Origin of the sequence: Peribacillus simplex (assembly GCF_900156045.1) — a bacterium.
GTDB lineage: Bacteria > Bacillota > Bacilli > Bacillales > DSM-1321 > Peribacillus > Peribacillus simplex_D.
The window spans coordinates 605512-621019 of sequence record NZ_FTMX01000002.1; the positions used below are offsets into that span (position 1 = coordinate 605512).

General features: G+C 43.0%; 12 protein-coding genes, 1 pseudogene and 1 riboswitch. Of the genes and pseudogenes, 8 read left to right on the forward strand and 5 right to left on the reverse strand.

Annotation, left to right across the window (positions count from 1 at the left end):
* The first annotated feature begins 85 nt into the window (after positions 1–85).
* The gene (locus BW986_RS09540; protein WP_076367339.1) at positions 86–1231 is read left to right on the forward strand and encodes an ABC transporter ATP-binding protein; all 1146 of its coding nucleotides are present in this window, start codon (positions 86–88) and stop codon (positions 1229–1231) included.
* 378 nt (positions 1232–1609) lie between these two features.
* Positions 1610–1749 (forward strand): annotated as a pseudogene (locus BW986_RS30640) (transposase); the annotation flags it as partial.
* A gap of 152 nt (positions 1750–1901) precedes the next feature.
* Here the strand turns inward: BW986_RS30640 and BW986_RS09545 are convergent.
* Together BW986_RS09545 and fumC are read right to left on the reverse strand one after the other, a co-directional pair.
* Entirely contained in the window at positions 1902–2144 is a 243-nt protein-coding gene (locus BW986_RS09545) for a hypothetical protein (protein WP_076367341.1), read from the reverse strand.
* Positions 2145–2252: 108 nt separating this feature from the next.
* Positions 2253–3635 (reverse strand): class II fumarate hydratase, encoded by a 1383-nt coding sequence (gene fumC / locus BW986_RS09550; protein ID WP_076367343.1) that lies wholly within the window; start codon positions 3633–3635, stop codon positions 2253–2255.
* 324 nt (positions 3636–3959) lie between these two features.
* Positions 3960–4073: riboswitch (SAM riboswitch) on the forward strand.
* Positions 4074–4158: 85 nt separating this feature from the next.
* Here fumC and BW986_RS09555 point away from each other — a divergent pair.
* Both BW986_RS09555 and metC read left to right on the forward strand, forming a co-directional pair.
* Entirely contained in the window at positions 4159–5271 is a 1113-nt protein-coding gene (locus tag BW986_RS09555) for a methionine biosynthesis PLP-dependent protein (protein ID WP_076367345.1), read from the forward strand.
* Positions 5268–6449, forward strand: a complete 1182-nt coding sequence (gene metC, locus BW986_RS09560; RefSeq protein ID WP_076367347.1) for a cystathionine beta-lyase — start codon at positions 5268–5270, stop codon at positions 6447–6449. Before BW986_RS09555 ends, metC begins: the two co-directional genes overlap by 4 nt.
* A gap of 86 nt (positions 6450–6535) precedes the next feature.
* On the opposite strand, the gene BW986_RS09565 is transcribed toward metC, so the two are convergent.
* The 3 genes from BW986_RS09565 to BW986_RS09575 form a co-directional block, all read right to left on the reverse strand.
* Entirely contained in the window at positions 6536–6784 is a 249-nt protein-coding gene (locus BW986_RS09565) for a type B 50S ribosomal protein L31 (protein WP_076367349.1), read from the reverse strand.
* Positions 6785–6916: 132 nt separating this feature from the next.
* Positions 6917–8935: an ABC transporter ATP-binding protein gene (locus BW986_RS09570; protein WP_076367351.1), complete on the reverse strand. Its 2019-nt coding sequence runs from the start codon at positions 8933–8935 to the stop codon at positions 6917–6919.
* Positions 8932–10683: an ABC transporter ATP-binding protein gene (locus BW986_RS09575; RefSeq protein WP_076367978.1), complete on the reverse strand. Its 1752-nt coding sequence runs from the start codon at positions 10681–10683 to the stop codon at positions 8932–8934. The genes BW986_RS09570 and BW986_RS09575 overlap by 4 nt, the downstream gene beginning before the upstream one ends.
* A gap of 515 nt (positions 10684–11198) precedes the next feature.
* On the opposite strand from BW986_RS09575, the gene BW986_RS30115 reads away from it, so the two are divergent.
* The 4 genes from BW986_RS30115 (at position 11199) to BW986_RS09590 (ending at position 15472) form a co-directional block, all read left to right on the forward strand.
* A complete protein-coding gene (locus BW986_RS30115; RefSeq protein WP_179086033.1) occupies positions 11199–11372 on the forward strand; it encodes a hypothetical protein in 174 nt (57 codons plus the stop codon).
* Positions 11373–11456: 84 nt separating this feature from the next.
* A complete protein-coding gene (locus BW986_RS09580; protein ID WP_076367353.1) occupies positions 11457–12575 on the forward strand; it encodes a DUF2515 family protein in 1119 nt (372 codons plus the stop codon).
* Between the two features lie 74 nt (positions 12576–12649).
* Positions 12650–13003 carry a hypothetical protein gene (locus tag BW986_RS09585; protein WP_076367355.1) on the forward strand — a complete coding sequence of 118 codons (354 nt, stop codon included), beginning with the start codon at positions 12650–12652 and terminating at the stop codon, positions 13001–13003.
* Between the two features lie 354 nt (positions 13004–13357).
* Positions 13358–15472, forward strand: coding sequence for a peptidoglycan D,D-transpeptidase FtsI family protein (locus tag BW986_RS09590; protein WP_081395558.1), 2115 nt, complete (start codon positions 13358–13360; stop codon positions 15470–15472).
* The last annotated feature ends 36 nt before the right edge of the window (positions 15473–15508 follow it).

Sequence of the window (15508 nt, forward strand, 5' to 3'; positions counted from 1 at the left end):
ATGTGCCCATACTTTTTTCAAATCCGATAGCTTAGACTATAGCTAATTGGTACAAGTAATCAGGAGTTTAAAAGGGGGATTTTTCATGGCAGAGTTAGTGTTGGATCATATATTCAAGATTTATGATAAAAAGGTGACCGCTGTTAAAGACTTCAACCTTCGTGTTGCCGATAAGGAATTCATAGTTTTTGTGGGACCATCGGGTTGCGGCAAATCGACGACATTAAGGATGATTGCAGGACTGGAAGACATTTCCCAAGGGGATTTATATATAGACGGCAAGCGGGTCAATGATGTCCCCCCTAAAGATCGTGATATTGCGATGGTTTTCCAGAACTATGCCTTATATCCTCATATGTCCGTATATGACAATATGGCATTCGGATTAAAGCTCAGGAAAACGCCAAAAGCGGAAATCAAGCAAAGAGTCAATGAAGCGGCAAGGATTCTCGGACTTGAAGAGCTGCTAAACAGGAAACCTAAAGCCCTTTCAGGTGGTCAGCGCCAGCGTGTGGCACTTGGCCGGGCAATTGTAAGGGACGCAAAAGTTTTCTTGATGGATGAGCCATTATCCAATCTAGACGCAAAGCTACGGGTTCAAATGCGTGCGGAAATCGCTAAATTACATAAACGGCTCGACACCACAACGATATATGTCACGCATGACCAAACAGAGGCAATGACCATGGCGACACGTCTTGTTGTAATGAAGGATGGTATCATCCAACAGGTCGGTGCACCAAAGGACGTTTATGAGAAACCGATAAACGTTTTCGTCGGCGGCTTTATCGGATCGCCTGCCATGAACTTCTTTACTGGAACATTAAAAGAAGGCATAATTAAAATAGGCGAACAAACACTTGAAATACCTGAATTGAAGATGAAAATGCTTCGTGATCAAGGATATGTCGGAAAAGATGTAATCCTTGGCATCCGTCCGGAGGATTTCCATAATGAAGGAGCTTATTTCACGGAGTCCCCTAACACTGCATTCACAACCCAAATTGATGTAGCCGAACTCATGGGCGCGGAGATCATGCTCTACTCCACATTAGAGGGGCAGGACTTCGTTGCAAGGGTCGATGCCAAGAACATCATCCAGGCAGGCGAAAACATCGAACTTGCCCTCGACATGAATAAAGCACACTTTTTTGATAAAGGGACTGAACATCGCATTTTAGTTGAAGAAGATGAACAGATGCAGGAAAGCATGAAGTTATCTGCCAATTAAACGTAAAAAAGACCCATTCATAATGGGTCTACAGTTTTTTTTAGGGGTTTGTGAGATTTGAATGTTGATTTCCACTTCAGGCACTCGCTTTCCGCGGGCGGTCCGGGAGCCTCCTCGGCGCCTTTGCGCCTGCGGGGTCTCCCCTGGACTCGTTTTTCACGCAGGAGTCTCGCACCTTACGCTCCAATCAACTTTGTTTTAACTTTTAGATAGAACCCTTCTGCCTAAATTCTTTATTGTTTTAAAGTAGAATTTTATTAAAACTTGAGGACGAGCATGCTTTCTAAACAAAGCAAGATCAACTTGAAATGATTACTTTAGATCAGCTGGTGCATGCGAACGATTTGGTTGGTAAAATTGAGGCTGCCATTGCATTAATATAGATTCGGTATTCATTCAATGCGTAAAACAATTGAAGAAGTTGAAACAAATATGGCTTACCGTTGGTACTTAGGCTTTGGTTTCATGATAAAGTGCCTCATTTCTCAACATTCGGGAAAAATTATGAACGTCGCTTTTAAGATACAGACCTGTTTGATCACTAACTTTAGGCTAAAATTTAAATGAAATTTCAAAAGGGGCAGAATTTTTTAATCCGAACCCCTTTTTTCTAAAACTAAGACCCATTCACAATGGGTCTTTTTACACTTTATTCACAATATGGGTAACTTCATTCCTGGACCAATACCACTTCATCATGTCCGCATTCCGGGCATTTCATGAGATGCGGGCATTGGCCTTTTTGAAGGGATTGAGGGTATCCGTCGTTTTCTTTAAGTATGTCGATATCCATATAAGCACTGTAATCATCAGCATAATCCATGAATTTCCCTTTATCCTCAAGGTCACTGCCGCATTCCGGGCATTTCACATGAATTTTTCTTAGACCGTTGCAAAGCGGGCATATAGACATTGTTTTTCCTCCTGTTCCCGATACTTATGCTCTCAGTATTTGTCGATTTCATTATTTTAACACATGGAAACACCCTCCCTAATACAAAGGGAGGGCACTTCCATTCAATTATTTATTAACCATGTTAGCAGGATCGACCCATGCTTTGAATTCATCTTCCGTCAGGAAATCCAATTTCAACGCAGCTTCTTTCAATGTTGAGTTGTCCTTGAATGCAGTTTTGGCGATTTTGGCTGCTTTTTCATAACCGATATGCGGGTTCAATGCTGTTACCAACATTAGTGAACGTTCCACATTTTCTTTGATTTTATCTTCATTTGCAGTGATGCCCACCGCACAATTATTGTTGAATGAATGAATGCCTTCCGTCAATAATTTTACCGTTTGCAGGAAGTTATAGATGATGACAGGCTTGAATACATTCAATTCAAAATTACCCTGGCTTGCTGCAAAGCCAATTGTAGCATCGTTACCCACGATTTGTGTTGCAATCATGGTAAGCGCTTCACTTTGTGTTGGATTGACTTTACCTGGCATGATGGAGCTGCCTGGCTCGTTTTCTGGAATGGCTATTTCGCCGATTCCGCTTCTTGGACCACTAGCCAGCCATCTGACGTCGTTAGCAATTTTCATTAAATCCGCTGACAATGCTTTTAAAGCACCGTGTGCGTAGACGATTTCGTTATGGCTAGTCAAAGCATGGAACTTGTTATCAGATGTGACAAAAGGATATCCTGTATCCGCTGCAATTTGTTTGGCGGAAAGTCCCGGGAATTCTTTCTTTGTATTGATTCCGGTTCCTACAGCCGTTCCGCCTAGAGCAAGGTTCAATAATTTTTGGCTGCTTTCCTCAATCATCGCCAAATCTTTATCGAGCATCGCTTTCCAACCGGAAATTTCTTGTCCCAATGTTAATGGTGTAGCATCTTGAAGATGTGTCCGGCCGATTTTCACGACATCCCAAAATTCTTTTTCTTTTGTATCGAATGTATCACGAAGTGCTTTGATGGCAGGAACCAATTTTTCAGCGACTTCCATAAAGGCTGCAATATGCATGGCTGTCGGGAAAGTATCATTTGAGCTTTGTGCCTTGTTAACATCATCATTCGGGTGAAGGGTTTCCGATTCACCATTTTCTTTTAACCATTCATTTCCTTTGTTAGCGACCACTTCATTCACGTTCATATTACTTTGCGTGCCGCTTCCCGTTTGCCAAACTACAAGCGGGAAATGTTCATCAAGCGTACCTTCAAGGATTTCTCCGCAAATCTTGACGATGGCATTCTTTTTAACTTCGGAAAGATCACCAAGATCATAGTTCACCTTTGCAGCAGCTTGTTTAACGTATGCAAATGCACGAACTAATTCAATCGGCATTTTTTCGTTGCCGATTTTGAAATTGTTACGGCTTCTCTCGGTTTGTGCTCCCCAATATTTATCAGCAGGAACTTTCACTTCACCCATCGTATCTCGTTCGATTCTGTATTCCATGTGTTCTCCTCCTATGTTTGCACTATTCAATGAGACTTTTTGCATATGAAATGAATAATGTCGAATTATTCTTTCTCTCCATACATTGTACAAACTTTATTATTTTAAAGCAAAAATATCCGGCTGACCCTTTCCATATTCCTGAAAAATCCTTGGCCATTCATGTTTATATGAAAATTCGGATATTCTTTTTTGATACATAAAGTGTAGACACCGCTAGGCTCCAATTGACATGGCCATGAACATCAAAACATCATCCTCCCAAAATGCCCTTGACAGTATTTTGTATATATAGTAAATTCAAAAGAAATTGAATAATCTAAACTCTTATCGAGAGAGGTAGAGGGAATGGCCCGATGACACCTCAGCAACCTTCATTTGTTTCAAACCAATGAAAAGGTGCTAATTCCACAAGTTTATGAACTTGGAAGATAAGAAGAATGACTCGTCCCTACTTAATCAAAGTCTTCTTCTTAAAGAAGACTTTTTTTATTTTATATAACTCAAAGGAGCAGTGAAAACCATGTATAAAACTGAAACATATCTTGCTCAATTAGGAAATCGCAGCGAAACGGCGACAGGAACAGTCAATCCGCCGGTATACTTTTCAACAGCATTTCGCCATGAAGGAATTGGCCAATCGACGGGATTCGACTACACAAGGACAGGTAATCCTACACGCCAATTATTGGAGCGTTCCATCGCCGATCTGGAAAAAGGCGACCAAGGTTATGCCTGCAGTTCAGGAATGGCCGCCATTTCCACTATCCTCGCCCTTTTTAAATCAGGTGATGCATGGATTGTCAGCGAAGATCTTTATGGCGGTACATATCGTCTGTTAGAACAAGGTTTTAAAAAATGGGGGTTGCAGTGTGACTATGTAAACACTTGTTGTTTGGAGGATATCGAAAAAGCCATCACTCCTCACACGAAAGCCATCTTCATCGAAACTCCCACTAACCCTCTTATGCAGCAAACGGATATTAGCGCCGTTGCCGCATTGGCTAAACAACATAATTTATTGTTAATCGTTGATAACACTTTTTACACGCCTCTTATTCAACAACCCATCCTGCTTGGAGCGGATATCGTGATTCACAGCGCAACCAAGTATCTCGGTGGTCATAATGATGTGCTCGCCGGACTGATCGTTGCTAGCGGCGCTGAATTATGTGATGCTCTTGCCTTCCATCATAATGGTACTGGAGCTGTCTTGAGCCCATTCGATTCTTGGCTGTTGATGCGCGGAATGAAAACATTGGCATTGCGGATGGAGCGTCATGAAAAGAATGCCAATATACTTGTAGATTACTTGTCGGAACATGATTGTGTCACGGACGTATTGTATCCCGGCAGAGGCGGCATGATTTCATTCCGTATCATTGATGAATCGGCGGTCAACCCATTTTTACAATCGCTCTCATTAATTTCGTTTGCAGAAAGCCTTGGAGGGGTCGAAAGCTTCATCACCTATCCTGCTACACAAACGCACGCCGATATACCGCTTGAAGTCAGAACCGCAAATGGAGTTTGTAATCGCCTGCTCCGCTTCTCTGTTGGTATCGAGGACAGCGATGATTTGATCCAGGACTTACAGCAAGCATTCGCACATGTAAAAAGGGAGGCACTACGATGACAGATCATGATTTTAGCTTTGAAACCAGATTACTTCATAATCAACATAAATTCGATCCGGCAACGGGCGGTGTGAGCGTCCCCATTCAGCACGCATCGACTTTCCATCAATCCGATATCGATCAATTCGGCAAATATGATTACAGCAGAAGCGGGAACCCAACTCGCGAGGCGCTGGAAGATATCATTGCCGAACTTGAGGAAGGCACACACGGATTTGCCTTCTCATCAGGTATGGCTGCCATATCAACAGCTTTCTTGCTGTTGTCTGCCGGAGACCATATCGTCATTTCCGAAGATGTGTATGGCGGAACGTTCAGGATGGTCACTAGTGTATTGACGCGTTTCAATATTGAGCATACTTTCGTTGACATGACGGACCTTGAAAGCGTCAAAGCGGCCGTTCAGCCTAATACCAGGGCCATATACATCGAGACGCCTTCAAATCCGTTACTTAAAGTGACCGATATTCAAGCCGTATGTGATATCGCAAAAAAAGCAGGTGCCTTAAGTTTTGTTGATAACACATTCCTGACGCCGGCATTGCAAAAACCGCTGAATCTGGGCGCTGATGTTGTCCTTCATAGCGCAACGAAGTTTTTATCCGGACATAGTGATGTGGTAGCTGGGCTTGCAGTAGTGAAAGATCCGGAATTGGCAGCAAAACTCGGTTCCCTCCAAAACTCCTTTGGAGCGGTCCTTGGTGTCCAGGATGCCTGGCTTGTAATGAGAGGCCTGAAAACCTTGTCAGTTAGAATGGAGCACTCCCAAAAAGGTGCAGAAAAGATTGCAGCCTACTTAAAGGAACAGCCCTTGGTGAAAAAAGTGTATTATCCCGGCCTTTCCGATCATCCACAGCACGCCATCCAGAAAGCCCAGTCACTTGGAGCGGGGGCGGTCCTATCATTTGAATTGGAAAGTGAGGAAGTCTTCCGTTCCTTCGTGAACACTGTCGAGCTCCCTGTTTTTGCCGTAAGCCTAGGAGCGGTCGAATCCATATTATCCTACCCGGCCAAAATGTCCCATGCTGCCATGCCTGCTGATGAAAGGGAAAAGCGAGGCATCACGAACAGCTTGCTCCGCCTCTCTGTCGGACTTGAAAATCCGGACGATATAATCAAGGACTTCGATGCGGCCCTCGTAAATATTGCCAATGGGGAAGCAATTGCTGCAAAATAATTAAAGTAGTGGGTGCCTCATATTTGGCACCCTTTTTATTTCATCATTCATAAAAAAAGACCATCGATTTCCCGATGGCCTGACTCTCATTTCTTCATATTATATTTATCCAGGAAGCGATCCACCCGTCCGCCTTTTTCAGCAAACTTTTGCTTTCCAGTATAAAAGGGGTGCGTATCTGAACTGACTTCCACTTTTAATAATGGATACGTTTGGCCGTCTTCCCACTCGATCGTTTCATTTGACGTTTTCGTGGAGCCTGTCAAAAATTTATACCCACTGTTGGTATCCATGAATACCACTTGCCGATAATCGGGATGAATTTCTTGTTTCACTATTATCACCTCATCTTCAGTATAGGTATATCTTAAACGTAATGATTACTATTATCAACAATTTCGCTTGAAGGTACCGATTACGGCACCCTCATAATAGTTTGATCTTGATTATCCATCCTTATTCTTTGTTCAGCCAGCCATGCCTTTATGCGGACCAGCCTGCAGTTCATACATTTGATAATACTTCCCTTTTAACTCCATTAATTCTTCATGTGTACCTTGCTCAGCAATCCTCCCTTTATCCAGTACAAGAATTTGGTCGGCATTTTTTATCGTGGAAAGTCTATGGGCAATGATGAATGTCGTTCTCCCTTTTTTCAGCACTTCCATTCCCTCCTGGATAATTGCCTCGGTTTCAGTGTCGATGCTTGCTGTCGCTTCATCCAGAATCAAAATGGCAGGATTGAATGCAAGAGCACGAGCAAAAGAGATTAGCTGCCGCTGTCCGGAAGACAACGTTCCCCCTTTTTCGATCACGGGTTCATCCAACCCTAAAGGAAGATGCTTCAACACTTTGTCCCCCCCTACATCCCTTAATGATTTTTCAACCATTTCCCTTGTGATGCCTTTATGATTCAGACTGATATTGGAAGCGATGGTGCCAGTAAATAAATAGGGATCTTGAAGGACGATTCCCATATGCTCCCTAAGGGTCTGATGGGGGATATCCAATATATTCGTGCCATCGATTTTAATTTGCCCTTCACTGCTGTCATAAAAACGGAACAATAAATTCATTATGGAACTTTTTCCTGACCCAGTATGGCCAACTAAAGCAATCGTTTCCCCTTGTTTAGCGTAGAAGGAAATGTCCCTTAACACATATTCATTATCTTTATAACCAAAAGAAACATTTTCGAATTGCACATTTCCTTTGTATCTGGACATATTTTCATCACTGACTGCCACTCCCTGCTCATCCAATAAACTGAATGCCCGCTCCCCTGCAACAAGTGCCTGTTCAAGGTTAGCGAACTGATTGACGATCCCGTGAAGCGGATGAAGCAGGCGGCTGATCAAATCAACAATTGCATACATCATCCCTAAAGAAATGGCTGAACTCGCTGTAAGGGATATCCCGCCGAAATACCAGACGAATGCCATTAGCGCCAAAACCTTAATGACACCAATCAAGTTTCCGCCCGTCAACGAATTCAAATGAAGCATTTTATTTTGATAGGAATAATGCTCCCTGTTCAGATTTTCAAAAGATTGCTTCGTCTCCCTTTCACGCCCAAATGCCTGGATGATGCTCATTCCAGAAATGGATTCATTGATCATCCCATTAATATCGCTGACCCGCTCCCGAATGATGTGATTATATTTCGAGGCGAATTTACGGTATACCATCGTCCAGATAACGATGATCGGAATAAGTAAAAGACCAATGGTACCGACTCGCGGATCCAAAATATACAAAGCAATCAGAACCCCGAAAATATTAATCGTACTCGAGAAGAAGTTGGCGAGCACGGTTACGTATAATTCCCGGATCGCTTCCGTATCATTAGTGACCCTGGCTACAACTTTCCCTGCTGGCATATTATCGAAATAACGTATCGGCAGACGGGAAATATGCGTAAAAATATCATTTCGCATTTTCTGTATGATACGGTTCGCCGCTTTCTGTAAATAATAACTCTGCCCATATTGAAAAATGGAGGAAAGGATGACAAGACTAAAATAAAAGGCCACAAGCTTAATGATCCGCGGGATTTCCGGTTGGTAAAACCGCATCACTTCCTGATTCGTCAATTTGACTGCTTGCGTACGCTGTTCTTCTCCGTCTTTCTTAATGATCAACGATTGGTTCTCCAAGGTTCTGCGCCCATCGATAGGGACAGCTTCATTAACGAAGACAAATTGATTGCCTACCTGCAGAACATGGACTTCCCTGCCTTTCTTCTCACTTTTTGCAAAGTAATCAGCCCGTTTATACCAATTTCCATCATACTCAACAGCATCTTTTCCTTCACCCGCTTCATACCAGGTGGATTCGATGCCAAGTATATGTGAATCGATGATTTTCTTGGCAACGAAAGGACCCGTTAAATCGGCCGCTACCGAAAGTGCCAACATGATCAGGGCGCCAATGATCAATTTTTTATAAAAGGCAGCATAGTTAAAAAGTTTCTTTACGACCTTCATGCCTTCACCTCCGTCCCTTCGTCAACCTGCTGTCGTTCAAATTGCTCTCTATACCAGCCATCCTTTTGCAGTAAATCCGCATGAGTCCCCTCTTCGATGATCTCTCCATTGTCCAACACGATAATTCGGTCCGCGTGCTGAACGGCTGATAAGCGATGGGTTGTGATGATCGTCGTTTTTCCTGCACGTTCATTTTGGATATTTTCGATGATTGTCGTTTCCGTTTTTGCATCTACAGCGGATAAGGAATCATCCAATATAAGGATTTCCGGATTTTTGATCAGTGCCCTGGCAATCGAGATCCTCTGCTTTTGCCCTCCAGATAGGGCGACACCCTTCTCACCGACGAGTGTCTCAAGACGGTTGGGCAGCATCATTAAGTCCTTCTCAAAATCCGCAAGCCAGATAGCTTCAGACAGTTCCTCTTCCGTTGCATCCATTTTACCGAATAAGATATTTTCCCTAACAGACTTCGAGAATAAGAAATGGTCCTGTGGAACGTAGCCGATCCATTTACGAATATCTTCAAGGTTCAGTTCCTCCAGCGGCATGCCTGCAAAAGCGATTTCACCTGTTCCTAAAGGATATTCCCGCAGCAATTGCTTCACGAATGTCGTTTTTCCACTCCCTGTTTTCCCCACTATCCCCAATGTTTGACCGCGCTCAAGCTGAACGGAAATATTGGATAGATTCACAACCGTTGAGGACGGGTATGTAAAATACACTGAATTGAATTGGATATTTCCCGGTTTTTGAATACTCTTCAAACCCAATGAATTTTTCACATCCGCTTCATATGAAAGGGTATCCTGAACACGATCTAGCGAGGCATTTCCTCTTTGCATGACATTGATCAGTTCACCCACCGCTATCATCGGCCAAATTAACATGCCTAGGTACACATTGAACGAAACAAGTCCGCCAAGCGTTATGGCCTGTTGAAACACAAGATAAGCCCCGTAGCCTAACCCGATTAAATAACTGATGCCGATGATAATGCTGATTGTCGGATCAAAGAGTGCGTCGATTTTTGCCACGGCCAGATTTTTGCGATATACATCCTCTGTCATTTCATCAAATCGCTTTTCGTCTTCCCGCTCCTGGACATAGGCCCGGATAACACGGACGCCTGAAATGGATTCCAGGACCTTGTCATTTAAAGTACCAAAAGCTGCTTGTGCATCCGTAAATCGTTTGTAAATTTTCTTCACGTAAATTTGCATCATCACTGCCATGATCGGCAGCGGCAGCACCGCCGCAATCGTCAACTCCCAGCTGATCGTGGCTCCCATCATGACCACAACCGTAATGGTGAACAGCACCGAGTCAACGAGCGTCAATATCCCAAAACCAGCAGTGAGGGATATTGCTTTTAAATCATTGGTTGCCCTTGCCATTAAATCCCCTGTACGGTTTTTTTCATAAAACGTCGGCGTCATTTTCAGCAAATGGCCCATAAATCCAGACCTTAGCTTTCGTTCGACCAGGTTACCGCCGCCGAATAACAAGTAACTCCATAAATAACCAAATAGGTAACTGCCGCTCAGTACCATGAGCAAATAAATAACGTATTTCATGACCCCTTCCTGTGTCATGCTGCCATTGTTCATATCATCGATGGCATTCCCGACGAGTTTTGGCGGAATAACCTCCAGGATATTCACCAGGCACAGAAATAAAATCGCCAAGGTATAACGCCGCCACTGTTCTTTAAAGAACCAGGACAGCTTTTTAAAAATCGCAAACATGAATTCCCCTCCCTTTTGTTCAAACCTTTCACTCGCTAACCGCTTTCTGGATCTCCGGGTTGCCATAAGTTTTCCATTGTCTTTCGTCTCATTTAAAATTCCTCCTATCATTTATATGGAAAGGATGCTTATGCACCTGTACCCCAAATGCAGAAAAGCCCCCGCCAATTAGCGGAAGCTTTTTTAGATGCGTAATGAACACATATAAAAGCGCAGGCCGCGAAAACTCCACACCTGCGCTTTAAAATGATCAATGAACACGTTACGTTGAATCCTTTGTCTAGAAAGACAAGGTCCCAGGGCAGGCGGACGTATGATATTCAATTGTGACATCACTGTGCTTAACTGATTTAGTCATGACGTTCGCCTCCTTTTTCAATAATTATTGGTAATATTTAACTTATATTTAAAGGTTACTACGTTTTACATAGCTTTGTCAATTGCGACTTTTCTAGATTATTGCTGGATAATCCTTTATTCTTATAAGGATGACGTAACCTAAGGAGGTTCAGCATATGCAATGGAGAAAATATATACTCCTAGCAGTTCCCTTTTTATTTTCATCCATTTTCATCTTATTTGCCGTACCGGTCCAATATAGATTTTTATCCTTCATTCCTGTGTTTCTTTTCTGGATCGTTTATTATATTTTATTGTACTGGGAAAAGAAGAAGAAAAATAACCGATGATATCACCTTTAGGGCGTTGCAAATGCAACGCCCTTTTCTTGACGGCTCTGCATATAATGATCGAAAAACATTCGTGGTGATTGTATGCTTTCCCAATATTTGCAGAAGCTGATGGACAAACACCCTGTCAAAACAAAACCCATCATCGATGCCGAAAGATATGACACGCTAAAATCCCGTTTACAAAAAGAGCTCTTTCAGCCTTTTGATGAGTCGAAAGCATTTTTTCCTGAGGAAACCGCCCTTATAAAAAGCATTCGAACCGAGACGGCTGCCTTGAACCGGAACAATATTACAAGAACACAAGCATATCTTGCCTTCTACAATCGTAATCCAGAGGTCCATTGGGCCTTTTTAGCACATATGGTTTCGAGGAATGGAGGATACCATATGACTGACTTGAAAAGTTCAACCATGACCCATCTCCTTGACAGAGCCGAACGGCAGAAATTTTTCCTGTTCCTTGAGCGCGCCAATTCGGCCATATTTGCAGATGCCTTCCCCCAGCTTCTTTTATATGAACATTCTAAACAAAAAGAACTTCCGCTAAGAAGGTATTTTCCAGTATTCCGCATTTCAAGATTCATGGCCCCGATTTGGGAATCTTTCATCGAAGATCCCCATTCACCCCTTTTGACAACGGCCCTCATCATTAATGAACAAAGAATGCTTCAGGAAAGGATCTTAAAGCGCACCCGTCATGGTGAAATCCTCCGCAGGCTTGATTTTCAGCTTCAGGAGTACTTAGGCTTCATGAAAGTGATCTTTCCTTATGCAAACAAGCAAAAAGGGCTTCATAACTTGACAGGCCTTACCATCGAACGCTTTGCCGACCCGAAACAGCGGATTGAAACGGGGAAATTATTATATGGGCTCCTTTTTCAGCATCCGGCGGTTTTTCGCGGTGTTGGCCAATTTACAAAAGAGATTCCCCACACTGGTTCCAGAAAGGATTACTGGGGAAGCATATATACCTCTGATGCATCCACGTCAAAAGATGATAAAGTCTACAGCCCCACTCTACATGATGCATGGGATGATCAACTTTTCTTTCCTCCCCATTCCTTTGATTGGTTCACGAATGAAAGCTTCATAGAAGATTTACGAAGCACACCGATCATTAAAAAGGCGGACCTGACCAACGAGGTGCTCGAAAATGTCAAGCAGCTGAAAACCCTCAACGGAATGAAAGCCATTTTCTAGCATCAAGCCTCTTACTTTGAATATCCCATCCCCCATTTGGCAAGAATGGTTAGCAAAAAGAATGGGTGAAACAAATGAGAGGCATTGTACTATTGAATCCACATTACAAAATCGGGGATTTACATACGGATGAAAGCTTGGCAATCCAAAAGATTATGACGGACAAGCATATAGAGGAAAAGAATATTTCCCCGGTCATACTGAATCCGTATCAAATCCATCCTTATTACACCATCCCGCATGAGCTTCTACTTAATTTACAAAATAAAAAAACGGGTCAAATCGATTGCCTGGTGCTTCACTCTCTGGAAACGATCGAACGCTTCATCTATATATACCCTGAAAAATGGCTTGAGCTTTGCGGATATTTCAAAGAGATTATCAGCGTCGCGACTCAAACTCCCGTTAAGAAATATGAAGCAAATTAATGCTTAAAATCAAAATTCATGGTACTAAAGTCATTGTGAATGGATTCCAAAGGTTGTTCATTCATTTACTTTGTGAGCTCCCCTTTTTCACAAAAGCGACTCATATATTTCTCTCCCCATAATGGTCGCTATGCCGCTCCGCCCTCTCTTTATCTATTAAACCCCTTCGGACTCATTGGCCTTTATATCAATTTTCCTAATTATAAGATTACGAGGAATGATATAACTTCAAAACATTCTTTTGGAAATATAGATAAATTTACGGATAAAGCATAGAAAAATAAGTTAATTTTATATATCATTGGAGATAGGAATTTTCTTATTTTTTACTTTTACTAGAAAGGAATGTTACTGATGGCCAAAGAAAAAAAGAAAAAAACCCCAATTCCTTTCCGACTGAACTTTTTGTTCTTTTTAATATTCATTTTATTTTCAAGCCTAATCATCCGGCTTGGCATCGTCCAAATCGTGTATGGGGATGATTACCTTCGAGAAGTGGACCGAACGGAAAACGATGTGGCCAATACCCCCGTTCCCCGTGGCAAGATGTATGACCGCAACTTGAATCCGGTCGTTGATAATGAGCCACGTAATGCCATCACCTATACGAAATACCCGAATACGAAAACGGCCGATATGGTGAAGACGGCAGAGGTCCTTGCCACCTTGATAGAAAAAGATACCAAAAAGGTAACCCTGCCGGATAAAAAGGATTTTTGGATTTTAAAGCATCCGAAAGAAGCCGAAGCCTTGATCACCAAGGCCGAGAAGAAGAAAGTAATCGAAAAGAAACTGGAACAAAAAGATTTATACAAACTTCAAATGGAACGGGTAACCGATGAGGATATCAACGAATTCACCAAGGATGAATTGGAAGTGATCGCCATCTTCCGGGAATTCAATAGCGGCTATGCCCTCGCACCGTCGATCGTGAAGAATAAAGATGTCACCACTAAGGAATTCGCCAGGGTCAGCGAACATTTGGATGAAATGCCAGGCGTGGATGTAACGACGGATTGGGAAAGGACCTATAAGTATGATGAGACCCTCCGCTCGGTTCTTGGCAAGGTCTCTTCTTCCGAAGAAGGCATTCCCAGTGAAAATATCGACTATTATCTGGCACGCGACTATACCAGGAATGACCGAGTCGGAAAAAGTTATATCGAAAAACAATATGAAGATGTCCTGCGCGGTCAAAAGACGCGGATTGAAAATGTGCTGAGCAAAGGGGAAGTCATCAATACGAATACCCTGACTGAAGGGCAAAGCGGAAAAGACTTGGTTCTGACAATTGATATGGAGCTGCAGCAGCAGGTTGAAAAAATCATCGAGAGAGAATTGTCGAAATCGAAAGCTAAAGGAAATACCTACTTATTGGATCGTGCCTTTGTCGTTTTAATGGACCCGAATACAGGCGAGGTGCTTACAATGGCCGGCAGGCAATACGGCCGCAACAGTAAGACCGGATTGACCGAAATGAACGATTTCGCCCTTGGAAACATTACGACCTCCTATACGATGGGGTCATCTGTCAAAGGGGCTACGGTCTACACGGGCTTTCAGACAGGAGCCATCGCACCAGGGTCAGCTTTTTTTGACAGAAAACTCCTTTTAGCAGGGGCCCCTATGAAAGGATCTTATAGTGATTTGGGTTATGTAACCGATGTCTCTGCGTTAAAGAAATCGTCGAATGTCTATATGTTCATGACGGCAATCAAAATTGCCGGCGGTCATTATATCCCTAACCGGCCGTTAGGGATCAACCGGGAAGCTTATTCAATCATGCGGAATCATTATGCCCAATTTGGATTGGGTGTCCGCACAGGCATCGACCTGCCAAATGAATCCGTAGGGTTTAAAGGAGTCGATATGTCAACAGACGGATTGCTGCTGGATTTATCAATTGGCCAGTATGATACATATACTCCTATGCAATTGGCACAGTATGTTTCGACGATTGCAAATGGCGGAAAAAGGCTTGAGCCCCATATGGTCAGGGAAATCAGGAATCCATCCAACGAACACAATGAATTGGGCAGCGTCTTTAAAACAATGAGTCCCAAAGTGTTAAACGATTTAGGCGGGAAAGACGTTTGGATGCAGCGTGTCCAGGAAGGATTCAGGCAGGTTGCCCAGGAGCCAGGCGGGACGGCATATAAATATTTCGGCGGGAAGTCCTACCATGCGGCAGCAAAAACGGGTACTGCCGAGGCCTTTTACGACGGACCGCGGAGGAATCAATATAGCGCGCCAGTCCCGACTATCAATCTGACACTTGTAGGTTATGCACCTCACAATAATCCGGAAGTGGCATTCTCTGTCGTCGTGCCATGGGTGTATCAAGGAAAGCCCTCTGATGATATTAACAAACGGATCGGGCGGGACGTAATGGACGCCTACTTTAAATTGAAGGAAAAAAGAGCAAAAGGTGAATCTGATGCAGATAAAGCAGTAGAAAGCACTCAATGATAATTACAAAAAAAGGCCTGCTCGATTACGAGCAGG